General features: G+C 68.0%; 21 protein-coding genes, 2 tRNA genes and 1 pseudogene. 17 read left to right on the forward strand and 7 right to left on the reverse strand.

All coding sequences use genetic code 11. The annotated features are described in order from the left end of the window. Positions 1–181: 181 nt before the first annotated feature. The 3 genes from ACWGH1_RS06465 (at position 182) to ACWGH1_RS06475 (ending at position 2,314) form a co-directional block, all read left to right on the forward strand. Positions 182–1,531 carry a pyridoxal phosphate-dependent decarboxylase family protein gene (locus ACWGH1_RS06465; RefSeq protein WP_453408476.1) on the forward strand — a complete coding sequence of 450 codons (1,350 nt, stop codon included), beginning with the start codon at positions 182–184 and terminating at the stop codon, positions 1,529–1,531. After that, complete coding sequence (locus ACWGH1_RS06470; protein WP_453357462.1) at positions 1,528–1,983, forward strand: HD domain-containing protein; 456 nt, start codon at positions 1,528–1,530, stop codon at positions 1,981–1,983. The genes ACWGH1_RS06465 and ACWGH1_RS06470 overlap by 4 nt, the downstream gene beginning before the upstream one ends. 136 nt (positions 1,984–2,119) lie before the next feature. Beyond that, complete coding sequence (locus ACWGH1_RS06475; RefSeq protein WP_136216973.1) at positions 2,120–2,314, forward strand: hypothetical protein; 195 nt, start codon at positions 2,120–2,122, stop codon at positions 2,312–2,314. Positions 2,315–2,586: 272 nt separating this feature from the next. On the opposite strand, the gene ACWGH1_RS06480 is transcribed toward ACWGH1_RS06475, so the two are convergent. Both ACWGH1_RS06480 and ACWGH1_RS06485 read right to left on the reverse strand, forming a co-directional pair. Further along, the gene (locus tag ACWGH1_RS06480) at positions 2,587–3,309 is read right to left on the reverse strand and encodes a hypothetical protein (RefSeq protein WP_453353770.1); all 723 of its coding nucleotides are present in this window, start codon (positions 3,307–3,309) and stop codon (positions 2,587–2,589) included. A gap of 72 nt (positions 3,310–3,381) precedes the next feature. Then, positions 3,382–4,137, reverse strand: a complete 756-nt coding sequence (locus ACWGH1_RS06485) for a GntR family transcriptional regulator (RefSeq protein WP_453408477.1) — start codon at positions 4,135–4,137, stop codon at positions 3,382–3,384. 78 nt (positions 4,138–4,215) lie between these two features. Here ACWGH1_RS06485 and ACWGH1_RS06490 point away from each other — a divergent pair, with 78 nt between their 5' ends. From ACWGH1_RS06490 to ACWGH1_RS06510, 5 genes are all read left to right on the forward strand, one after another. Next, complete coding sequence (locus tag ACWGH1_RS06490; protein ID WP_329195238.1) at positions 4,216–4,494, forward strand: hypothetical protein; 279 nt, start codon at positions 4,216–4,218, stop codon at positions 4,492–4,494. Positions 4,495–4,894: 400 nt separating this feature from the next. Continuing rightward, entirely contained in the window at positions 4,895–5,119 is a 225-nt protein-coding gene (locus ACWGH1_RS06495; RefSeq protein WP_453353768.1) for a hypothetical protein, read from the forward strand. Positions 5,120–5,127: 8 nt separating this feature from the next. After that, positions 5,128–5,859, forward strand: a complete 732-nt coding sequence (locus ACWGH1_RS06500) for a GntR family transcriptional regulator (RefSeq protein ID WP_453353771.1) — start codon at positions 5,128–5,130, stop codon at positions 5,857–5,859. Continuing rightward, positions 5,856–6,194, forward strand: coding sequence for a hypothetical protein (locus ACWGH1_RS06505; RefSeq protein ID WP_453353767.1), 339 nt, complete (start codon positions 5,856–5,858; stop codon positions 6,192–6,194). The genes ACWGH1_RS06500 and ACWGH1_RS06505 overlap by 4 nt, the downstream gene beginning before the upstream one ends. 1,347 nt (positions 6,195–7,541) lie before the next feature. After that, positions 7,542–8,993: an SIR2 family protein gene (locus ACWGH1_RS06510; protein ID WP_453353766.1), complete on the forward strand. Its 1,452-nt coding sequence runs from the start codon at positions 7,542–7,544 to the stop codon at positions 8,991–8,993. A 647-nt stretch (positions 8,994–9,640) separates the two neighbouring features. Here the strand turns inward: ACWGH1_RS06510 and ACWGH1_RS06515 are convergent. Together ACWGH1_RS06515 and ACWGH1_RS06520 are read right to left on the reverse strand one after the other, a co-directional pair. After that, complete coding sequence (locus ACWGH1_RS06515) at positions 9,641–9,850, reverse strand: e9imm peptide (protein ID WP_453353765.1); 210 nt, start codon at positions 9,848–9,850, stop codon at positions 9,641–9,643. After that, positions 9,847–10,200: pseudogene (locus tag ACWGH1_RS06520) on the reverse strand (NUDIX hydrolase). Before ACWGH1_RS06520 ends, ACWGH1_RS06515 begins: the two are co-directional and overlap by 4 nt. Positions 10,201–10,418: 218 nt before the next feature. Between ACWGH1_RS06520 and ACWGH1_RS06525 the strand changes: the two are divergent. Then, positions 10,419–11,033, forward strand: coding sequence for a site-specific integrase (locus tag ACWGH1_RS06525; protein WP_453353764.1), 615 nt, complete (start codon positions 10,419–10,421; stop codon positions 11,031–11,033). Positions 11,034–11,103: 70 nt separating this feature from the next. Here ACWGH1_RS06525 and ACWGH1_RS06530 read toward each other — a convergent pair. Then, a tRNA-Gly gene (locus ACWGH1_RS06530) sits at positions 11,104–11,174 on the reverse strand. Between the two features lie 178 nt (positions 11,175–11,352). Here ACWGH1_RS06530 and ACWGH1_RS06535 point away from each other — a divergent pair. From ACWGH1_RS06535 to ACWGH1_RS06560, 6 genes are all read left to right on the forward strand, one after another. Continuing rightward, positions 11,353–11,429: transfer RNA gene (locus ACWGH1_RS06535), tRNA-Pro, on the forward strand. A gap of 220 nt (positions 11,430–11,649) precedes the next feature. Then, positions 11,650–13,044: a trigger factor gene (gene tig / locus ACWGH1_RS06540; protein WP_453353763.1), complete on the forward strand. Its 1,395-nt coding sequence runs from the start codon at positions 11,650–11,652 to the stop codon at positions 13,042–13,044. 287 nt (positions 13,045–13,331) lie between these two features. Beyond that, positions 13,332–13,949, forward strand: coding sequence for an ATP-dependent Clp protease proteolytic subunit (locus tag ACWGH1_RS06545; protein ID WP_136216948.1), 618 nt, complete (start codon positions 13,332–13,334; stop codon positions 13,947–13,949). Between the two features lie 48 nt (positions 13,950–13,997). Beyond that, positions 13,998–14,672, forward strand: a complete 675-nt coding sequence (locus ACWGH1_RS06550; protein WP_361310962.1) for an ATP-dependent Clp protease proteolytic subunit — start codon at positions 13,998–14,000, stop codon at positions 14,670–14,672. A 154-nt stretch (positions 14,673–14,826) separates the two neighbouring features. Then, entirely contained in the window at positions 14,827–16,113 is a 1,287-nt protein-coding gene (gene clpX / locus ACWGH1_RS06555; RefSeq protein WP_361310959.1) for an ATP-dependent Clp protease ATP-binding subunit ClpX, read from the forward strand. 168 nt (positions 16,114–16,281) lie between these two features. After that, complete coding sequence (locus tag ACWGH1_RS06560; protein ID WP_453408478.1) at positions 16,282–16,557, forward strand: hypothetical protein; 276 nt, start codon at positions 16,282–16,284, stop codon at positions 16,555–16,557. A gap of 50 nt (positions 16,558–16,607) precedes the next feature. Here ACWGH1_RS06560 and ACWGH1_RS06565 read toward each other — a convergent pair whose 3' ends face one another. Both ACWGH1_RS06565 and ACWGH1_RS06570 read right to left on the reverse strand, forming a co-directional pair. Then, positions 16,608–17,543: a hypothetical protein gene (locus ACWGH1_RS06565; RefSeq protein ID WP_453352547.1), complete on the reverse strand. Its 936-nt coding sequence runs from the start codon at positions 17,541–17,543 to the stop codon at positions 16,608–16,610. Between the two features lie 93 nt (positions 17,544–17,636). Beyond that, complete coding sequence (locus tag ACWGH1_RS06570) at positions 17,637–18,278, reverse strand: hypothetical protein (protein WP_453352546.1); 642 nt, start codon at positions 18,276–18,278, stop codon at positions 17,637–17,639. 97 nt (positions 18,279–18,375) lie between these two features. On the opposite strand from ACWGH1_RS06570, the gene ACWGH1_RS06575 reads away from it, so the two are divergent. Both ACWGH1_RS06575 and ACWGH1_RS06580 read left to right on the forward strand, forming a co-directional pair. Beyond that, on the forward strand, positions 18,376–20,997 hold the full coding sequence (locus ACWGH1_RS06575) for a valine--tRNA ligase (protein WP_453352545.1): 2,622 nt from the start codon (positions 18,376–18,378) through the stop codon (positions 20,995–20,997). Positions 20,998–21,140: 143 nt separating this feature from the next. Beyond that, positions 21,141–22,289 (forward strand): sensor histidine kinase, encoded by a 1,149-nt coding sequence (locus ACWGH1_RS06580; protein ID WP_453352544.1) that lies wholly within the window; start codon positions 21,141–21,143, stop codon positions 22,287–22,289. Positions 22,290–22,292 lie beyond the last annotated feature (3 nt).

Consider the following 22,292-nt stretch of genomic DNA (forward strand, 5'->3'; position numbering starts at 1 on the left):
GCCCCGCCGCGGTTCGCGGCGCGCTAAATCCAGCCTCGCCGGCGTTTGAGGCGCGGGGTCCGGGGCGGAGCCCCGGGAGTCCCGGGCGCAGCCCGCGGTCGCTCGCGCCGCGCCCCCGCCCCCGGCCACCGCCCCCGGATTGGCCCGCCCCCACCACCCCGCCGCCCCCTACCGTGCCCCCATGCACCCCACCCTCGCCGCCGACCTCGCCCGGCTCCCCGCCCTCCTCGACGCCACCCGCCTCGCCGCCACCGAGGCCCTCACCACCCTCGACGCCCGCCCCGTACTCCCGACGACGGCCCCCCTCACCCCCGAACCCCTCCCCGAGCACGGCTCCGGTGCCGGGGCCACCCTCGCCGCCTTCCAGCACCGCTGGGCCCCCCGCCTCTCCGGCGGCGCCACCCCCGCCGCCCTCGTCGGCGACTGGCTGACCGCCGCCCACGACCAGAACAGCAACTCCGCCCTCGACGGCGCCGGCCAGGACCTCGAACGCGAAACCGTCGGCTGGCTCCGCGACCTCTTCGGCCTCACCCCCGCCCACACCGGCACCTTCGTCAGCGGCGCCACCATGTCCAACACCGCCGGCCTCGCCATCGCCCGCGAATGGCTCGGCGAAAGGGCCGGCGTCTCGCCCTCCGACGACGGGGCGGCAGCCCTCGGCCCCGTCCGCGTCCTCTCCGGCGCCCCGCACTCCTCCATCGCCAAGGCCCTGTCCCTCCTGGGCCTCGGCCGGAACGCCCTGGTCGCCGTCCCCACCCTCCCCGGCCGGGAGGCCGTCGACCCCGCCGCCCTCGACCGCGCCCTGGCCGACACCCCCGGCCCCGCCGTCGTCGTCGCGAACGCCGGCACCGTCAACACCGTCGACTTCGACGACCTCCGGGCCGTGGCCGCCCTCAAGGCGCGGCACGACTTCTGGCTCCACACCGACGCGGCCTTCGGCGCCTTCGCCGCGCTCTCCCCGGAGCACGCCCACCTCACCGCCGGCCTCGACGCCTCCGACTCCGTCTGCGTCGACCTGCACAAGTGGCTCAACGTCCCCTACGACAGCGCCGTCCAGTTCACCCGCCGCCGTGACCTCCAGGCGCGCGTCTTCCAGAACGCCGCCGCCTACCTCGGGCCCCTCGGCGACCACCCCGACCTGGTCCACCTGACCCCGGAGAACTCCCACCGGCTGCGCGCCCTCGCCGCCTGGTTCACGCTCCGCGCGTACGGCCGCCAGGGCCACCGGGAGATCGTCGAGCGCGACACCGCCTGCGCCCGCGCCCTCGGCGCCGAGCTCTCCGCGGACCCCGCCTTCACCGTCCTCGCCCCGGTCCGCCTCAACGTCGTCTGCTTCACCCTCGCCGACGGCCCCACCCCCGCCCGGCTCACCGCCCTGCGGGAGTCCGTCCGGCAGGAGGTGTTCGTCACCCCCACCACGTACGAGGGAACCCCCGCCCTGCGCGCCGCGTTCTCCAACTGGCGCACCACCGAGGCGGATGTGCGCCGGGCCGCCCAGGCCCTCCGGACGGCAGCAAGGGAGCTCACATGACGGACCGGGCCCTGACCCTCCTCGAAGTCGAGGCCCTCGCCCGCGCGGCGCACGAGGGCCAGACCGACAAGGCCGGCCGCCCCTACGCCGAGCACCTCGCCGCCGTGGCCGAAGGCGTCCGCCTGCGCGGCGGCACGCCCGAGCAGCAGGCCGCCGCCTGGCTCCACGACGCGATCGAGGACCACGCCCTCACCCCCGCCTGGCTCGAATCGGCCGCCCTCCCCGCCGGGGTCAAGTCGATGGTCATCGCGCTGACCAAGATCCCGGGCGAGCCGGTCGAGGAGTACACGGCCCGCATCCGCGCCACTCCGGGCGCCCTGCTGGTCAAGGAGGCGGACCTGGCGCACAACGCCGACCCCGCCCGCCTCGCGGTCCTGGACGGCCCCACCCGCGACCGGCTGTCCGCGAAGTATGCGTATGTCCGCTCCCTCCTCGGGCTGCCCACCCCTTGACCCCCGCGCCGCGCGCGAAAACCCGCCATGGCGATTCGTCACGAGACGGATAGCGGGGCCCGGTTGGTGGGAGGATGGTCCTTGTGGGGGCATGCGCCCCAGGCCGACCAGGGGACGACAGAAGGTGTGATCAGTAGTGGCCATTTCGCTGTCAGTGGTGGTTCTGTTGGCGATCATTTTGGTGGTGCTGATCCGTGGCAGCCACATCAAGGCCGGCCCGGCGATCGTCGCGGTCCTCTTCGGCTTCTTCCTGGCGTCCAGTTCCATCGCCCCGGACGTCAACCGCTTCCTGAACTCCCTGGCGGACACCATCGCGGGCATCAAGCTCTGACCCCGGCCCGACGGGCCGGGGAACGACCGAGGGCCGGGCCGGAGGAACGAACCTCCGACCCGGCCCTCGGCCAGGAAGAGCGGGTGACGGGAATCGAACCCGCGTAGCTAGTTTGGAAGATCGCGTACCCGCATCGCCCCTGACGAGCCAAGACGCTGACCTGCCGGTTTCCTGCCCTCTCGCTGCTGTTCCCCGCTATGCCCTTAGCGGCCCCCTCCGGTCGGGCACGCGGGGGACACGCGCCGGACACCGAGTTGAGGGGGCGACGCGGGTCAAGGGGCCAGCGCGGCGGCCACGCGGGACAACCGATCGGCTGGCAGCGCAAAGTGGTTGGCTGGGTTGCGGAAGGAGTACGCGCCGTCGTTGACGGAGGAACCGCGGTCGTTTGTTGTCCACCGAGCGGGGCCTGGTGCCCCCTGAGCGTCCAGGAGGGCAGTTCCGAGGGCCTCGGGGTCGTCCACGCTCGTACAAGCGCGCAGCGCGGCCGCCAGGCGGTCCACGGCATCGTCGGGTAGATCGTCGTCGCCCAACGCGGGAAGCAGGAGCAGCAGCCGGGCGTGGGGGTCGGTGGTACTCCCGCCGGCCAGTGCGTTGTCCGCAGCCGCCACCAGCTCGGGCCAAGACAGGCCCGGCCCCATGAAGTGCCCGTCGTCCTGGGCGAGGAGCTCGGCCTCCTCCCAGTCGGGATGGTGGAGGAGGTAGTCGGTGCCGGCCTCGCCCGTGAGGGTGCGATAGACGACGTGGAAACGGTGATGGCCGGCAAGGGGGATGGTGAACGTCGGCCACTTGGCCTGTTCCCACAACCGCCGTTGGAACTCGCCTGCCGCGTCGTAGTCAGCGCCGAAGAGCAGTTCCGCGGCTCCCTCGGAATGGACACACGAGCAGAGGTGTCCAAGCCAGAACAACGGCTCGTCCAGGAACCCGTCCTCGTGCGTGAGGGGGCCGCCGTCGTACCCCGGTATCCGGTCAGGATGCAGGTCTGCGCTGTTCGTCACGGAGGACATCATGCCGTCAGGGTCTGACTCCCCGGGGCCGGACCCGGCCGTCGACCCTCCACGTGACAGCACTTAGCTCCTGATCGGAATCTCGTACACGACCTCGCACAGTGCGACGGGAACGACGATGTCGGCCGTCTCCACGGGTTGCCCCTGGTCGCTGTAGTAGGTCCGTCGAATGTGGGTCACCAGGGCAGCCTTCTGGATCCCGAGAAGCGACGCCTCTTCGGCGGTCGCCTGCCGCGGCTCCGGCTGCTCCACGGCGTGGCTGACCGTGATCCCAATGACGGCCATCCGGTTCACGACGCCAGCACCGGCATGCGGCCCACCCTCGGGCAGGACCACGAGTGTGCCGGCGGTGAGCCCGTACGGCTCCCAACTCGTCGACAACTGCACCGGCCTGCCGTCCGCGAGGAACTCGTACACCGTGCGCACGCACAGCTCGCCCTCGACGATCCCGAGCCGCGCCGCGATCTCGGCCGGCGCGGGCACCTTCGCCTCCGTCCGGCTCTCCCAGTTCCCCTGCTTGCCCAGGGCCTGCATGTCCGCGCGGAACGGGGAGCTGCTGAGCTGCTCGCGGGCAGAGGAGCGCACCACCCGGACGCGCTGACGGGGCTCCGCGATGTACGTACCCGAGCCCGCGCGGCCTTCCAGCACACCTTGCGAAATCAGCAGTTCCTGCGCCCGGCGGACCACGTTCTCGCCGACACCGCACTCCTGGGCGATCTGGGCTCGTGAAGGGAGCCGGTCGCCAGGTGTCCACTCGTGATCCGCGACCCGCTGCCGCAGTACATCGGCGATGCGGAGATAAGGCGGCTGCTCAGGCATGTAGAAAATCTAGTCCACTAGCTCTAACCTAGTTAACTAGCTTCACTCCACGTAACCGCATTGCGACCGGAGGCCCCTGTGCCCGCTTCGGAAGGAAGGGCCGAAGGCATCGCAGCTCGGTTGTCCGACCTCGGACTGACCACTCGCGTGGAGGAACACGCCCGTTACGCCTCCATCGAAGCGGAGGTGCCGGAGGCGCTGCCCGCCGATGCGTGGCGGGACGTCCTGGCAGTGATGGCGGAGGCCGATCGATTCGGACTCCTCGCCAGCAGCTTGACCGGCCGCACCCTCTGGGCCGCCGTACACAAAGAGGTCCCCGCGACGGGCGACGTCCGGGGACCTGGCCATCAGCGATAGGAGCTGATCAGCATGCCCAACCGTATGGGCCCCGCCGCCACCCACACCAGTGGGCGCTACCCATCTGAGGGCTGGCGCCGCCTTGCCTTAACGGAACTGCACCCAACCTGCTTGGCGGCAAAGAGCGCCCAGAAGGGGCCTCTAGCACCACCCCCCCGCCCTCTCCCCACCCAGACCCTCCACACACAGGCGGAGGCCGTCTGATGCGTCCTCAGCAGCGCTCAGCGACTTTTGCGGAAGCCATCCCGTATCTGTCGAGCTCGTGTGCGATCGGCACTCATCGAGAGTGCGCGCAGTCGTCTCCCGCCACGGCACCGGTCGGTGTACCCGTGATCTACGAGGCATGCGTCTGCTCCTGCCATCCGGCGGACGAGCGATCCGATCCGCGGCGGGTGACCCAGTGAGGGGATGGACACCGAGCGGTGCCCTCGCCGCGAACGTCGAGATCACCTCGGCCACCGTCCAGCGCGGCGACGTCATCCAGATCGGCGGTCAGCCATGTCGCGTCGCCGACCTCATCCAGCTGCCAGCCGGAGCAAAGAGGCTTTGCTTCGAATCGGGTGAACTGCTGACCGTGCACGCCCGGACCCGCCTCATCGCCCTTCGGATGCAGAGGAAGTGGTGAGCCGGCTCATGTCCTCTCGTCGTCACGTCATCGCCGATGACCTGCGAAACCAGATCCTTTCGGGCCGCATCGAGGCCGGCGCACGTCTCCCTTCCGAGGCGCAACTCGCCGCCCGCTACGCGGTCAGCACGCCAACGCTGCGGAGCGCCCTCGCGCTGCTCCAGGGCGAAGGGCTGGTGGAGAAGTTCCACGGCAGCGGGAACTTCGTCCGGCGTCCCCGCCTCAGAATCACCTACATGGGTGGGAGTGGTGCCTCAGCCGTACAGCTCACGACTGATTGGACGCTGCGCGTCAGCGTTCGCGCCACCCAGCTCCGAGCGCGAGCACATCTGACTGCCCTGCTCAACGTCTCGCCTGGAAGCCCTCTGACGGAATTCCTCTGCCTCAGCCACGAGGGGAAGTCGGCGCACAGCCTGACCCGCATCTACGTCCCTCGCGACCTGGCGCCGGCCGACCTCTCCGCTGCGTCGTCTGACTCCGAAGACATAGCGGCGAAGCTGGTAGCGCTTCGTCCACCCCTGGCCGAGGTCCAGGAGACAGTCAGTGCCGGCCTTCCCACCCCGGAAGACGCAGCGGCCCTTCGGATCAGCACATCCCTGGCTGTCCTCTCGATCAGGCGCGTGGCGACCGACATCACCGGTCGCGTGGTCGAAGCAGCCCTTCTGCTACTCCCCGGCGACCGAGCCGACGCCCACTTCACCACGCGCCACCCGACGGAAGAGAGGGGCTCGAACACATGACGCCGCACAACGAACTGCGACTCCTCCCCTGGTCGGGCCCAGACGGCAAGCCCTGCTTCCTGAGCGCCGGCACCAACGACGGCTACCTGTCGCGGTTGGCTGACATCTCAGAAACAGCTCAGCTCGACCTGGCGACCGAGCTCCTGGAACACGCCCTCGAAGTGCTCGCCGAAGAAGACGCGGAGCCAGACGAACTGCGCACCCTGGCGACGGACCTGACCCGAGCCCTACGAGATGCGGTCCGCGTAGCAACCAGCCGCGGCCACCGCCTACCGACACCAACCCCCTCGTCGCACGAGGAACACGACAACACCGACCCCCCACCGCCGGCCTAACACCACGCCACATTTACGACAGCCGTGCCCCGACCTCGTCTGGAGCACGGCTGCTTCGCTTCAATAGAGGCCGACACACGGCTCCGGAGGCCCCGTGTGCGCCATGCGTATCGCGAGGCCAAGGGCCTGGAGGCGACATCCGCTGCCTCGCCAGTCCACGAATAGACCGCAGAGCTGGCGGGCAGAGTATCGGCCGTCCGTCTGTGCCCCGACGGCCCCGCGGCGGCCGGGGGAGTCCCGATTCTGATGTTCGGCTGCACCGGTGGGCCAAGGTTTGATGTGATCTGAGGGTGAGTGGAGTAGTAGAGACCATCATCCCCTCGGCTTCGTCATTTGCGGCTGCCGGCCTTGCCGCCTGGTTGGCCGTGCGAGGGGTACGCCATCAGGCGAGCACCCAGCACGCGCTAGCAGCAGGCACCCAAGCCGCGCAACGAGAGTCTGAGGCCCGTGCAGCGAGGCGGGAGGCGTACGCGAAGTTCATTTCCGCTGCTGTGCGCACGGCGGGGATGGTTGTCCGCGTGAGCGAGGCGGGCATCACCGAGGATGAGTACCGAGATCGCCGTGAGTGTGCGCAACAAGCTCTGAATGAGCTCATCGAGCATGAGGCGATCGTGAGCGTCGAAGGGCCGAAGGGCGTGGCTATTTCGGCTGCTCAAGCGCGCCGATGCCTCGACCACGAGTTGGCTGTTATCTTGGCGCATCGTCAGGCTCAGGGATCTTGGGAAGCTGTTGAGCAAGCTGGGAGTGCCCGACTGGAGGCGGTCGGGAGAATGACCACAGCTGCGCGCCGCGTCTTCAACGGGGAGAGCACCTTTGCGGCTCCGGCTCCGTGCAGGGCGGGATAGCCGCTCCCGTTGATGTCAGATTTAGATGCAGAAGCCCCCGCCGGGATCGGCGGGGGCTTCGTTCTTGTGGGCGGGGGCTGTTTCGAACCGCCGACATCTGCTTTGTAAGCTCGTCCAGCACCCGGTCCTCACCGGTCGAGCCCAGGACGCACTGCTCCTACTCGACTGCTTGGAAGTGTCGCCGTCCACCCGTGTTGATGTCATCCATGGATGTCAGGAGCCGGTCACCACCAGGACGGATATGTATCAGTGATTGCATCACCTAACTTGCGCCAGCGGCAAAGTAGGTGGCCCAACGATCGCTTGGTTGCGGCATCACGCTGCGGTACAAAACACGTTGAAAGATCGCGTCACGCACCACCCTGGCCAGCCAATACGCTGGATCAAGCGCGTGAGACGATAGACGCGTGAGACGATAGAAGAGAGCAGTTGCCCCACTTCTCCCACTACTGGTTGAGAATGGGTGAGCATCGTGTCGATTCACGTACCGGACGCTCCAAGAATGAGAGTGCTCGTCTTCGCCGGCTCGGGAACTTCTAGAGCCATGGAAGGTGTCGGCTCATGGATCGATTTGCTATCGAGCGTGGCCGATCAGAATCCTATCCCTGAAAGTCGACGCAGAGAGATTCGCTCCCTGCTTTCCGAATCAAAAGAATACGAAGCCGCCGATGCGCTGGCATCCTGCATTACAGTTACAGAACTCAAGCGTCAGCTATGCGAGATCGTGAGAAATTCACAGCAGGAGCTAATGACAACAAACCCCAACTTGACGAGATGGGGCCAAATCTTCCGGAAGATAAATCCCGAAGGGGTCATCACCACCAACTGGGACACTCTTTTGGAGACAGTGATCCCCCGAGCGCAAAGGTGTACGTGGCCAGAGGGCATTCGCAGCCTTCTCGATTGCCTCCGAACGCACAAAAAATTTATACTACATCTGCATGGCGACATAGAGAGCGGGAACATAGTCGCGACGTCGAGTGATTGTGAAATCGCAGCGAATACCCTTTCCAAGAATAAGCCCCTACTGGCGAACTTGATGTCTTTTCATGTCATGCTCGTAATCGGATACGGCTTCCCTGATCGGCACATTCTAAACGCATTCAACCGCGCCATTAATCAGGCAGGCAACGTCTTTCGAATTGTATACGTCTTGGATAAAGTGAACTCGGGGAAAGCGACCCCAAGGGGCGCCGAGATCCTCCGCTATGCCGATCATAGCAAATTCCCCGAATTTCTGAATGAGGTGGCCAGTGATTTCGATCCAACCTCAGCGCTATATCGACTGAGCGAACCCCAAACAACAGACGATCTGTATGGGATCATCAGCACTCAGACGTACGACTGGCACACATTGGACACTGCTTGCCGAAGGTTGTCCCGAAGCCCACAGAGGGTAGGCATGTTGGAGAGCGTTGCTGAACTGCTGATGGATAACCCGCGGAGCCCGAGCAGTGGGATACTCGCAACCATCCTATCCAAGATGCCAGAATTCTGGGATCCGACACCTAGGGTCAGCCGCAACCTGGCTCAGTTGGTCGGCGGAGCCATTAGGGATGGTGACACTGATCAGGTCGGGGTAATTGAGCCCCTTTCTGCGGCTCTTTTCCTGAAAGGTGAACCCGATCCTCATAGAGAATACCTGCGGGCTGCAATAGATTCCCACTCCTGGAGGAATGCAGACTGTGAAAGAGTCCATGATTATTATGATCGCCGCATAAACGTGCAAGCCGATGCCATCGAGAGACACATGGCTGACAAACGAAGGACGGGAGCGTTCCTGGCAAATGATGTGACGCGTCTGTTCACGCTACTAGAGTCGGGGTATTCAGAGTTGAGTCATTTGATCCCATCGCTTAACGATGCGATAGATGCTTTGCGGCTTTCAGGGGACCGAGCGCGTGCCGAGAAGGTCCACGCGGACCTTGAAGCTCTGAAAAGACGGTGGATGTGAAGCCGGCCGGAGATGCGCGGGGTGGTCTAAGCGAGCGGATTGAGCCGAACCCGGTCGCGGGTACGCTGATCTGACCACCGGTCCTGGGTCCATTCGTCGAGACGGCAAGTCGCTCGATGGCCCAGGTGGAGCGCCCTGCTGGACGAACGACCTGGGCCCCAGAAGCCTGGTCTGCTATGGCTTGCCTGGGTCGACGGCAGGCGGGATGACAGCTCCCCACCTCCACCACAAAACCGGCTGCACCCGCACGACTGGCCCCCGTCATCCCCGGAGCCGGAGCGCCCCCGCCGGAGGCAAAGGCTCTGACCCGTTGAAGGCGACAAACCTCGGTGCCAGGTGCGGCGTCCCGAGGTGCCCGCCGACCGTTTCGAGAGACAGGCAGGCAGAGGTCGTCCTCCAGAGGAGTCGGTGCGAGACCGAGACCCACTCGAGGCGGAGCCAGGCCGGGAAGGCGCTTCAGCCGCGGCGACTATCGCCAGCCGCATCGGGGCTTCCCCCATCGAACCCGAGCCGTAGGCGTGCGGCCGGCGGCCGGGCTGGAGCGGGGCGGAGACAGGAGCGCAGGCATGGGCGACGGGCCGCGCGCGCCGCGCTGTGCGCGGCGGGTGCCTTGATGAAGTAGGGAAACTCTTACCGCGCCGCCCGGCTCAGAGGGCGAAGGGCTCATATGCCATGGCTCGGTCCACTACCTTCTCGGCGCTCAGGTTGGGATCGAAGTCCCAGTAGATGTAGTCGCTGATGTGCGGGCATCGCAGTGTCACCCTCAGGGCGTCAACGGTCGCGTCGGCTTCGGCCTCACCGGTGATGCTGCCGTCCATGAGCCGTGCAACGAGTCCTACCGCTTCGTCGCGGGTCACGCCGTGAGCAACTGGCGGCCGTCGTGGCTGCGGACGTGGGGGCCTGCGTCGTCCAAGGCGTCCAAGAGGCGGATCGCGTAGACCTCGGACATCTGGGCTGTGACCTCATCCGGAGTGAGTCAAGCGACCGCGGTCGATTCCTCCGAGGTGCGCTCGGTCCCGCCGGACGGCTTGCAGCGGAAGACCAGGGCGACGATGCCTCGGGTCGTGTCCTTGTAGATCCCGGTGAGCTCGTCTACCTCGACCTCGACACCCGTCTCTTCCAGGACCTCGCGGCGGACGCCGGCCTCCGGGGACTCGGTGAGTTCGAGTACGCCGCCCGGCAGTTCCCAATTCCGCGACGCCGTCACGGAGGAAGGCCGGGTGGTGGAGCTCTATCGGTCCCTCCTCAAGCACCACCTGGAGCCGGCCCTCGGCTCCGTCAACCTGGCGGAGATCTCGCCGCCCCTCGTGCGGCGCTGGCGCGCCGACAAGCTCGCCGCCGGCACTGATCCGGCGGAACCCCTGCCAGGTCAAGGGAGCCAGCACCGTCCACACGCCGGAGCGGCCGACCGCCACCGTGCAGGAGGTGTACGCGCTGGCCGACGTGATCCAGCCGCGCTACCGCACCCTCGTGCTCATGGCCGGGTTCCTCGGCTTGCGCTGGGGCGAGCTGATCGGCCTGCACCGGCGGGACATCGACCTGGAGCGCGGCACCGTGCGCGTCCGGCGGTCCGTCGCCGAGCTGGGGAACGGGCAACGGGAGATCAAGGCCCCCAAGAGCGCCGCGGGCAAGCGGACGGTCTCCATCCCCGGCGTGATCATCCAGGACATCCGCGTCCACCTGAACCTGTACGCCGAACCGGGCGCTGACGGGCGTGTCTTCATCGGGGCCAAGAAGGCCACGCCGCGCCGGAACCACTTCAACCGGCTGTGGCACAAGGCATGTCGCGAGGCAGGGATCAAGGGGCTTCATTTCCATGATCTTCGGCACACGGGCAACACCCTGGCCGCGTCCACGGGAGCCAGCACGCGGGAGCTGATGGCGCGGATGGGCCACAGCACCGCCCGCGCCGCGCTGATCTACCAGCACGCCAGTGCGGACCGGGACCGGCTGATCGCCGACGCACTGAGCGGGCTCGTGGAGAGGGGCAGGAAAGACACGGACGAGCGCAAGGGGCACGCGGGGGACACGGACGGCTGATCACAGCCCCCGGGAACGACTCAGGGCCAGGCGGAGGAAATGTCCTCTGACCTGGCCCTGAACTGTAGAGAGCGGGTGACGGGAATCGAACCCGCGTAGCTAGTTTGGAAGACTAGGGCTCTACCATTGAGCTACACCCGCAACGCGCGCGCCATAGGTCCGGGGACCGGGGCACGGAGAGCATCCTAGCGGGTCGTGCAGGGGGATCGCACACCGCATTTCGGTCCGCCGCCCGGGCCGGGGCCGTGGGCGCGGCCGGATCCCCGGGAAACGCGCGTGTCGGACCGTCTTCGGGCATGTACCCTACGTGTCGCACCGACGGGGTGTGGCGCAGCTTGGTAGCGCGTCCGCTTTGGGAGCGGAAGGTCGTCGGTTCGAATCCGGCCACCCCGACCAGTAGCACCTTCTCCACGCACGTCCCGGGCGCCGTCCCGGGCGCCCTCCCGGGCCCGCCCACCGAAGATCGCCCCGGTGATCGCGTTGTGGGCTGATTGCCGCTTGCGGTTACTATGCAAGCTGCGTGCCCGTGTGTCTGATGCCGGGCCGAATCCGCTGAACCGCTGAATCGCAGCGTGACGGCAGAACCCCCAGCAGTCAGCCACAAGGAGACCGAACCGTGAAGAGCGCCGTGGAGACCCTGAACCCGACTCGGGTTCGGCTCACTGTTGAGGTGCCCTTCGAGGAGCTCAAGGACAGCCTCGACGCGGCCTACAAGAAGATCAACCAGCAGGTCACGGTGAAGGGCTTCCGCAAGGGCAAGATCCCGGCCCGCGTCATCGACCAGCGCTTCGGCCGCGGTGCGGTGCTGGAGGAGGCCGTCAACGACGCCCTTCCGAAGTTCTACACCGAGGCCGTCAACGAGGCCGACCTGAACCCGCTGGGCCAGCCCGAGGTCGACATCACGGAGCTGAAGGACGGCGAGCTGCTGGCCTTCACCGCCGAGGTGGACGTCCGCCCCGAGATCGAGATCCCGGACTACTCCGGCATTGAGGTCACCGTGGACGCCGTCGAGGTCACCGACGAGGACGTCGAGAAGTCGGTCGAGCAGCTGCGCGGCCGTTTCGCGTCCACGAAGGACGTCGAGCGCGCCGCCCAGGACGGCGACGTCGTCACGATCGACCTCGAGGCCAAGGTCGAGGGCGAGGTGCTGGAGGACGGTGTCGCCCAGGACGTCTCCTACACCATCGGCTCGGGCGAGCTCCTCGACGGCATCGACGAGGCCGTCAAGGGCCTGGAGGCCGGTGGCGAGGCCACCTTCACCTCCCAGCTGAAGGGCGGCTCCGCCGAGGGCAAGGACGCCGAGGTCACCGTCAAGGTCACCAAGGTCTCCGCCCGTGAGCTGCCGGAGCTGGACGACGAGTTCGCGCAGATGGCGAGCGAGTTCGACACCCTCGAAGAGCTCAAGGCGGACAGCCGCAAGCGCCTCGAGGACATGAAGCAGTACGACCAGGCCACCCAGGCCCAGGAGCGCGTCCTGGAGAAGTTCCTGGAGCTCGCGGAGATCCCGGTCCCCGAGAAGCTGCTCGCGGACGAGGTCCAGACCCGCAAGCACAACCTGGAGCACCACCAGCTCGGCCAGATGGGTCTGAACCTCGAGAAGTTCCTCGAGATCCAGGGCAAGACGGCCGAGGAGTTCGACGCCGAGACCGCCGAGCAGGCCGTCAAGGGCATCAAGACCCAGTTCCTGCTGGACGCCCTGGTCAACAAGGAGAAGCTGGGCGTCAACCAGGAGGAGCTCACCGAGCACCTCATGCGCCGCGCGCAGTCCTCCGGCATGTCCCCCGACCAGTTCGCCCAGGCGGTCGTCGAGGGCGGCCAGGTCCCGATGCTGGTCGGCGAGGTCGCCCGCGGCAAGGCCCTCGCGGTCGTCGTCGAGGCCGCCAAGGTCCTCGACACCAACGGTGAGGTCGTCGACCTCTCCGACGACGAGGACGAGGTCGAGACGGCCGCCGAGACGGTCGAGGCGGCCGTCGAGGCCGACGCCGAGACCGAGGGCGACGAGGCCAAGTAACACCCCCGGGCGGGCCCTCAGGCCCGTCCGCCCGGCAGTGCCCCGGAGGGCCCGGACGCAGTCGCGTCCGGGCCCTCCGCCGTACCGCCCGAAGGGCCCGGGACCTTGCGCTCCGAGCGAACAGTTCGGGAAGCGGGATGGCGTTGTCCGACCTGCGCGTTAGGGTCCATGAATACGAGGGCACGGGAGTACCCGACGCCGGCGGACATCGTTCGCACCGGCTGGTCCGCGCCCCAGAACGAGACGCTGAGACGGCATGTGGCCGTCGGAGACGAGCAGGTGGATACGTGACGAATCTGAAGCCTTACGCCGCGGGTGAGCCGTCCATCGGTGGTGGCCTCGGCGACCATGTCTACAACCGGCTGCTCAGCGAGCGCATCATCTTCCTCGGCCAGCAGGTCGACGACGACATCGCCAACAAGATCACCGCGCAGCTCCTGCTCCTGGCCGCCGAGCCGGAGAAGGACATCTACCTGTACATCAACAGCCCCGGCGGCTCGGTGACGGCCGGCATGGCGGTCTACGACACCATGCAGTACATCAAGAACGACATCGTCACCATCGGCATGGGCATGGCGGCCTCGATGGGCCAGTTCCTGCTCACCGGCGGTACGGCCGGCAAGCGCTTCGCGCTCCCGAACACCGACATCCTGATGCACCAGGGCTCCGCCGGCATCGGCGGCACCGCTTCGGACATCAAGATCCAGGCCCAGTACCTGCTGCGCACCAAGCAGCGGATGGCCGAGATCACCGCTCACCACTCCGGCCAGACCGTGGAGGCCATCATCCGCGACGGCGACCGCGACCGCTGGTTCACGGCGGAGGAGGCCAAGGAGTACGGCCTCATCGACGAGATCATCTCCGCCGCGTCCCTGGTCCCCGGCGGTGGCGGCACCGGGGCCTGATCCCCGGCCCCGCACCAGGCAAGCTCCCGCCCGCAGAACGCCACCAGGATGGTGAACACCCAGATGCACATGAACAACCTCTCTCCCGCGAGCGGCCTCTACACCGGCCCTCAGGTGGACAACCGGTACGTGATCCCGCGCTTCGTCGAGCGCACCTCGCAGGGTGTGCGCGAGTACGACCCGTACGCGAAGCTCTTCGAGGAGCGCATCATCTTCCTCGGCGTGCAGATTGACGACGCGTCCGCCAACGACGTCATGGCGCAGCTGCTGTGCCTGGAGTCGATGGACCCGGACCGCGACATCTCCATCTACATCAACAGCCCCGGCGGCTCCTTCACCGCGCTGACGGCGATCTACGACACGATGCAGTTCGTGAAGCCGGACATCTCCACGGTCTGCATGGGCCAGGCGGCCTCCGCCGCCGCGGTCCTGCTCGCCGCCGGCACCCCCGGCAAGCGGCTGGCCCTGCCGAACGCCCGTGTCCTGATCCACCAGCCGTCCGGCGGCACCGGCCGCGAGCAGCTCTCCGACCTGGAGATCGCGGCCAAGGAGATCCTGCGCATGCGCGACCAGCTGGAGACCATGCTGGCCAAGCACTCGACCACGCCGATCGAGAAGATCCGTGACGACATCGAGCGCGACAAGATCCTCACTGCCGAGGACGCACTGGCATACGGCCTGATCGACCAGGTCGTCTCCACCCGCAAGAGCACCGCGGTCTGATCCTTGCCGCGAGTTGGCGTGGTCACGCTGTCGCATTCGGCGATGTGAACCACGTCAAGGGGGCCCCGTTCGGGGCCCCCGGCAAGGTACCGTCGGATATGAGGCACCAGGAGCCGCTGAACCAGGCGTCTCCCAGGCGAAGGGGAAGCACCTCGTGGCACGCATCGGTGACGGCGGCGATCTGCTCAAGTGCTCGTTCTGCGGAAAGAGCCAGAAGCAGGTGAAGAAGCTCATCGCAGGACCCGGTGTGTACATCTGCGACGAGTGCATCGACCTCTGCAACGAGATCATCGAAGAGGAACTCGCGGAGACCTCCGAGGTCCGGTGGGAGGAACTTCCCAAGCCCCGTGAGATCTACGAGTTCCTGGAGAGCTACGTCGTCGGCCAGGAGCCGGCGAAGAAGGCGCTCTCCGTAGCGGTCTACAACCACTACAAGCGGGTCCAGGCCGGAGAGAACGGCGGCGCGCAGGGCCGGGACGACGCGATCGAGCTCGCGAAGTCCAACATCCTGCTGCTCGGCCCCACCGGCTCCGGCAAGACCCTGCTGGCCCAGACGCTGGCCCGGATGCTGAACGTCCCGTTCGCCATCGCCGACGCGACGGCGCTGACGGAGGCCGGGTACGTCGGCGAGGACGTCGAGAACATCCTGCTCAAGCTGATCCAGGCGGCCGACTACGACGTCAAGAAGGCCGAGACGGGGATCATCTACATCGACGAGATCGACAAGGTCGCCCGCAAGAGCGAGAACCCGTCGATCACGCGCGACGTGAGCGGCGAGGGCGTCCAGCAGGCGCTCCTGAAGATCCTGGAAGGCACGACGGCCTCCGTCCCGCCGCAGGGCGGCCGCAAGCACCCGCACCAGGAGTTCATCCAGATCGACACGACGAACGTGCTCTTCATCGTGGGCGGCGCCTTCGCCGGCCTGGAGAAGATCATCGAGTCGCGTGCGGGCGCCAAGGGCATCGGCTTCGCGGCGACCATCCGCTCGAAGCGGGAGATCGAGGCGAGCAACCAGTTCCAGGAGGTCATGCCGGAGGACCTGGTGAAGTTCGGGATGATCCCCGAGTTCATCGGCCGTCTCCCCGTCATCACCTCGGTCCACAACCTGGACCGCGAGGCCCTGCTCCAGATCCTGATCGAGCCGCGCAACGCGCTGGTGAAGCAGTACCAGCGGTTGTTCGAACTCGACGGTGTCGAGCTGGACTTCGAGCGCGAGGCGCTGGAGGCCATCGCGGACCAGGCGATCCTCCGCCAGACCGGCGCGCGCGGCCTGCGCGCCATCATGGAAGAGGTCCTGATGTCGGTGATGTACGAGGTCCCGTCCCGCAAGGACGTGGCCCGCGTGGTCATCACCGCCGATGTGGTCCGCTCCAACGTCAACCCGACGCTGGTCCCCCGCATCGTCCCGAAGGACCAGGGCCCGCACGAGAAGTCGGCCTAGCCGCAACGGACATACGCGAAGGGGCGCCCCGGACGACCGGGGCGCCCCTTCGCGTGTTCAGGACTACATTGCACGATAATCGGACAAGAGTTGCGAAACGCCTGACGGGAAGACGTCTTCCTTGATCAACTTCGTCTCGGTAGGACTCGATGCACGGAGGAGTGAGGAATGAAGAAGAAGCGCACGTTCGGCGTTCTGGCGGCCACGATCGTTGCAGCTGCGCTGCCTATGGTGGCAGCTTCACCAGCGTCGGCCGATTCGCCTGACTGTCAGAACTATCTGCGTCAGTTGGGCTACGTCGTGGGTCCGCAGGTCCAGGCGGCGTGCAATGTCGGTGCTACGTGGGATTTGGGGGGTCTTAACCGCATCGCTTGCAACTGGAAGCTGGTGCAACTCGGAGTGAAGCAGAACGACGCTTACACCGCGTGCTACCAGTTGGCGTGAGGCTGCGGGCGGTCGGCGCAGGGTGTGTCCTGCGCCGACCGGCGCTCTGATCAGACCTTCACCCGGGCGGTCTTGTAGAGCTTCGCGGTGAGGTCCGCGGTCTGCTCCATGGTGTAGCCCGGCCTGCCCGCGAGGATGGAGGCCACGTCCGAGGCGGTGACGATGCTCAACGTGCTGTAGTCGCCCCAGATGCAGATCGGGAGGGTCATCTCCTTGGGGCCCTTGGATGTCGTGTCCTTGGAGGTGATCTTGACCTCCTGGCACTTCAGCACTGCCCCCTTGAATCCGGCCGGGGTGATCGCCTTGGGGCTTCCGATCAACTCTGCCGTCGAGTCCTTGCCGTTCTTGCTGGCCTTCAGCTTGGCCATTGCGAAGTACCCGTCCACGGCCTTCTCCGGGTCGCCGATCTGGCCGTAGACACCCTGGAAGTTGAGGCCCTTGAGTGACAGCGGATTCTTCGGGTCGCCCGACAGGTAGTCCATGCCGACCTGGGCGGCATTCTTGATGCCCGCCGCTTCGGCCTGCTTCTTGTCCTCGTCGCTGAAGGGCTTCTGCTGGTACTTCGGGTCCTGCTGGAAGTCGTCCACCGACTGCGGTGCGACCAGCTTGTAGCCCTTCGTGTCCGCCGCCACCGTGCCCGAGGCGCCGCCGCCCTTGGTGAAGTACCAGCCGGCGCCCGCGAGCACACCGAGTACGACGATCACCGCGATCACCGCGCCCGCCTTCGACTTCTTCGGCGGCTGCTGCGGGGGCATCCCGCCGTACGGGGCCTGCGGGGGCACGCCCGGCTGCTGGTAGCCGCCGTACGGCTGCTGCGGGGGCTGCTGGGGGTATCCCGGCTGCTGGGGGTAGCCCGGCGGGGGCTGCTGCGGGTAGCCGTAGCCGGGCTGCGGGGCCGGCTGGCCCCCGTAGGGGCCCGGCTGCTGACCGTACGGCCCCGGCTGCTGCGGTTGCTGACCGTACGGTCCCGGCTGGTTGTAACTCATGACCCGCGTCCCCCTTTAGGAACTTCTTATGTTGGTCATATCTTGGCCGAAGTCCCCACAGGCCCAGGCTTCGGGGCCCCAGGCGTTACCGAACTACGACGCCCGGACCTCCATGACGCCCCGCAGCGCCCGGGCCTGTTCCGCGAGCGCGGCGAGCGTCACGGGCTCATTCTCCACCGGGACGGTCACCGTCACCAGTGAGCTGTGGTCCGCCCACATGCACACCGGAAGCGTGCCGGCGTCGACGTGGACCGTGCCGCACCGCATGGCGGCGCCCTCCGGCGTTCCGGCCGGCTCCGTGACCGCGTTCACTGTCCCCATCTCGTGGAGCCCGCGGGTCAGCACCGCGCCCGGGTCCCCGTCGTCGAACCGGCCGGCCGCCCCGCTGACCACCAGCCGCGCGGTGCCCGCCCGGTCGGCGTAGACCACGGAGACCTGCTTGGTGCCCGGCTTCTGCGGGCCCTGGCCCAGCCTGATCGCGTCGACGCGCGGACCGGAGTCCTGGAGCGTCAGGCCCTGGAAGGAGCCGGGCGGCGTCAGCCGGTACCGTCCGGCGTCGGACGGGCCGCCGTCGAGCACCGCGGTCACGGCCGCCTTGCCGGCCACCACACCCACGATGGCACCCAGCGCCACCCCGACCTTCACGAGCAAGCGTTTCTTCGGCGGGACGTTCGGGACGGACGCGTAGGGGTGTACCGAAGGGGCCGCCGCGGGCTGCCCGGTGATCTCGTTCATGCGCCCAGTCACGCCGATCAGTCATGACCCCGTCAAGGCGAGCCGGACGGTGGAACGGATTCGTAACGCGGGCGGGCCCGCCCGTATCCTGTGGTGCGTGACCGAGAACACGCAGACACCCAGCAGCCCCAACTCCGAACTGCCGACCCAGTACGCGCCGGCCGAGGTAGAGGGGAAGCTCTACGAGCGCTGGGTAGAGCGTGGGTACTTCGAGGCGGACGAGAAGAGCGAGAAGCCCCCGTACGCCATCGTCATCCCGCCGCCGAACGTCACGGGAAGCCTCCACCTGGGGCACGCCTTCGAGCACACGCTGATCGACGCCCTCACCCGCCGCAAGCGCATGCAGGGCTACGAGACCCTGTGGCAGCCCGGTATGGACCACGCGGGCATCGCCACCCAGAACGTGGTCGAGCGCGAGCTCGCCAAGGAGGGCAAGTCCCGCCACGACCTCGGCCGTGAGGCCTTCGTCGAGCGCGTCTGGCAGTGGAAGGCCGAGTCCGGCGGGCAGATCTCCGGCCAGATGCGCCGGCTGGGCGACGGCGTCGACTGGTCGCGCGAGCGGTTCACCATGGACGAGGGCCTGTCCGAGGCCGTCCAGACGATCTTCAAGAAGCTCTATGACGACGAGCTGATCTACCGCGCCGAGCGCATCATCAACTGGTGCCCGCGCTGCCTCACCGCGATCTCCGACATCGAGGTGGAGTACCAGGACGACGAGGGCGAGCTCGTCTCCATCCGGTACGGCGAGGGGGACGCGTCCATCGTCGTCGCGACGACCCGCGCCGAGACGATGCTGGGTGACACGGCCGTTGCCGTCCACCCCGAGGACGAGCGCTACGCGCACCTCGTCGGAACCGAGATCGAGCTGCCGCTCACCGGCCGCCGCATCCCGATCGTCGCCGACGCGCACGTCGATCCCGAGTTCGGCACCGGCGCCGTCAAGGTGACCCCGGCGCACGACCCGAACGACTTCGAGATCGGCCAGCGCCACGGGCTGCCCAATCTCGCGGTCATGGACGAGCACGCCATCATCACCGCCCACGGCCCCTTCCAGGGCCTGGACCGGCTGGAGGCCCGCTCCGCCATCGTCGCCGCGCTGCGCGCCGACGGCCGGATCGTCGCCGAGAAGCGCCCGTACACCCACTCGGTCGGGCACTGCTCGCGCTGCAAGACCACCGTCGAGCCGCGGCTGTCGATGCAGTGGTGGGTCAAGGTCGGCCCGCTCGCCAAGGCGGCCGGTGACGCCGTCCGCGACGGCAAGGTCAAGATCCACCCGCAGGAGATGGAGAAGCGGTACTTCGACTGGGTCGACAACCTCCACGACTGGTGCATCTCGCGCCAGCTGTGGTGGGGCCACCGCATCCCCGTCTGGTACGGCCCGAACGGCGAGATCGTCTGCGTCGGACCGGACGAGCAGCCGCCGAGCGGCGAGGGCTGGACCCAGGACACGGACGTCCTGGACACCTGGTTCTCCTCGGGTCTGTGGCCCTTCTCCACCCTCGGCTGGCCGCAGCAGACGGAGAGCCTCGCGAAGTTCTACCCGAACTCCGTCCTGGTCACCGGCTACGACATCCTCTTCTTCTGGGTCGCCCGGATGATGATGTTCGGCCTCTACGCGATGGACGGCACCCCGCCCTTCCACACCATCGCCCTGCACGGCATGGTCCGTGACGAGCGCGGCAAGAAGATGTCGAAGTCCTTCGGCAACGCGGTCAACCCGCTGGACTGGATGGACAAGTACGGTTCCGACGCGGTCCGCTTCACCCTGGCGCGCGGCGCCAACCCGGGCGTCGACGTCCCGATCGGCGAGGACTGGGTCCAGGCCTCCCGCAACTTCGCCAACAAGATCTGGAACGCCACCCGCTTCGCGCTGATGAACGGCGCCACGATCGAGGGCGAGCTGCCGGCCCCCGAGCAGATGTCGGCGACCGACCGCTGGATCCTGTCGCGGCTCAACAAGACCGTGGCCGAGGTCGACGCGTACTACGAGGACTACCAGTTCTCGAAGCTGTCGGACTCCCTCTACCACTTCGCCTGGGACGAGGTCTTCGACTGGTACGTCGAGCTGTCGAAGACGACGTTCTTCGCGGGCGGCGAGGGCGCCCGGGTCTCCGGCCGGGTCCTGGGCGAGGTCCTGGACGTCACCCTGCGCCTGCTGCACCCGGTGGTCCCCTTCGTCACCGAGACGCTGTGGACCACCCTCACCGGCCGCGAGTCCCTGGTGATCGCCGAGTGGCCGGCGGACAGCGGGTTCCGCGACGAGGCCGCCGAGGCCGAGATCGAGAACCTCCAGGCCGTCGTCACCGAGGTCCGCCGCTTCCGCGCCGACCAGGGGCTCCAGCCGGGCCAGAAGGTCCCGGCGCGCCTGGACCTCGCCGGTACCGCGCTGGCATCGCACGAGGGCGCCATCCGCCAGCTGCTGCGCCTCCAGCCGGAGGGCGACGACTTCAGCGCCACCGCGACCCTCCCGGTCGCCGGCGCCACGGTCGCGCTGGACCTGTCGGGCACCATCGACGTGGCGGCCGAGCGCAAGCGGCTCTCCAAGGACCTCGGCGCCGCCGAGAAGGAGAAGCAGCAGGCCGAGGCGAAGCTGGGCAACGAGGCCTTCCTGGCCAAGGCGCCCGACAACGTCGTGGACAAGATCAAGGGCCGTCTCGCCAAGGCGGAGGCGGACATCGCCCGCATCCAGGCCCAGCTGGACGGGCTCCCGGCCGCCTAGGGGATGTCCGCGAAGGCCCCCGTACCGTCCGTCGGTGCGGGGGCCTTCGCCGTGCGCCCGCCCGGTGCGGAGTGCGGGACATCACCCGCCGTGCCCCGCAGCCCCGATCCGATCGCCGGCGTCGACCACGCATGATGGAGGGCATGCACGTCAAGCCCGTCGCCTCGGCGCTCCACCGGGTCGTGGCCGCCGGCCGCCGGGTCACCGAGGGCTGGGCCGGGTCGCCACGGGCGCTGGACGTACTGACCGCGCTGAGCTGCCTCGGCCTGATGGCGCTGGACCTGCCGGGCCTCGCCGCCGCCGACAACTCCCTGAACGGCCCGGCGGCGGCCGCCGTCCTCACCGTCGGGTGCGCGAGCCTGCTGGTCCGGCGGCGGCTGCCCTGGGCCGCGTACGTCACCGCGCTGCTGTTCATCGGCTGGCTGCACGAGCTGACGCTGATCCAGTTCGCCCTGTACTCCGTCGGCCGCTACCGGGGCCGCCGGGCCGGGATCCTCGCCACCGCCGGGTACGTGGTCTTCTCACTCGCGGTGTTCAGCCTGCCGGGCTGGCCCGAGCCGAGGGCGGAGACCCTCAGCGCCTTCCTGAGCCTGGTCGTGCCGATCGGGGTGCTCGCCTCCGCGGTCGGCATCGCCGCCTACCGGCACGACCTCGTGCGGGAACTCGACACCCGCCGCGCCGAGTCCGCCGTCCTCCAGGCCGTCCAGGACGAGCGGACCTCCGTGGCCCGCGACGTCCACGACTTCGTCGGGCGGGAGCTGACCATGCTGACGGTGCGCTCGGAGGTGCTGTCGGTGCGGGCCCGCGAGAGCGCCTACGCGAAGGACTTCGAGGAGCTCGCCGACACGGCCCGCCGCGCGCACCTGGTGCTGAACGACATCATCGTGCAGCGCGGGGAGCGGGCCGCGACCCCGGGCGTGGACGGGCTCGAAGCGCTCGCGCGGGAGAGCGGGCGTGCGGGCTCGCCCGTACGGCTGGTGATGGACCCTCAGGCGCGGGAGCTGTCGCCGCTGCGTCAGGCGGCGGTCTACCGGGTGGTGCAGGAGTGCCTGACCAACGCCGCCAAGCACGCCCGCGGCGAGACCATCGAGGTGTCGGTCACGGCCGGCGCCCGGTGCCTGCGCATACGCGTCACCAACGGCCTCGCCGACCGGAACCCGGCCCGCGCCCCCGTCTCGGCCGGATCCGGTACGGCGAGCATGGCCGAGCGCGTCCACAGCCTGGGCGGAACCCTCACGGCGACCCGTACCGAGGACGCGTACGTCGTCGAAGCGACCCTGCCGCACGGCTGAGTG

The organism is Streptomyces sp. NPDC054883 (assembly GCF_053610645.1).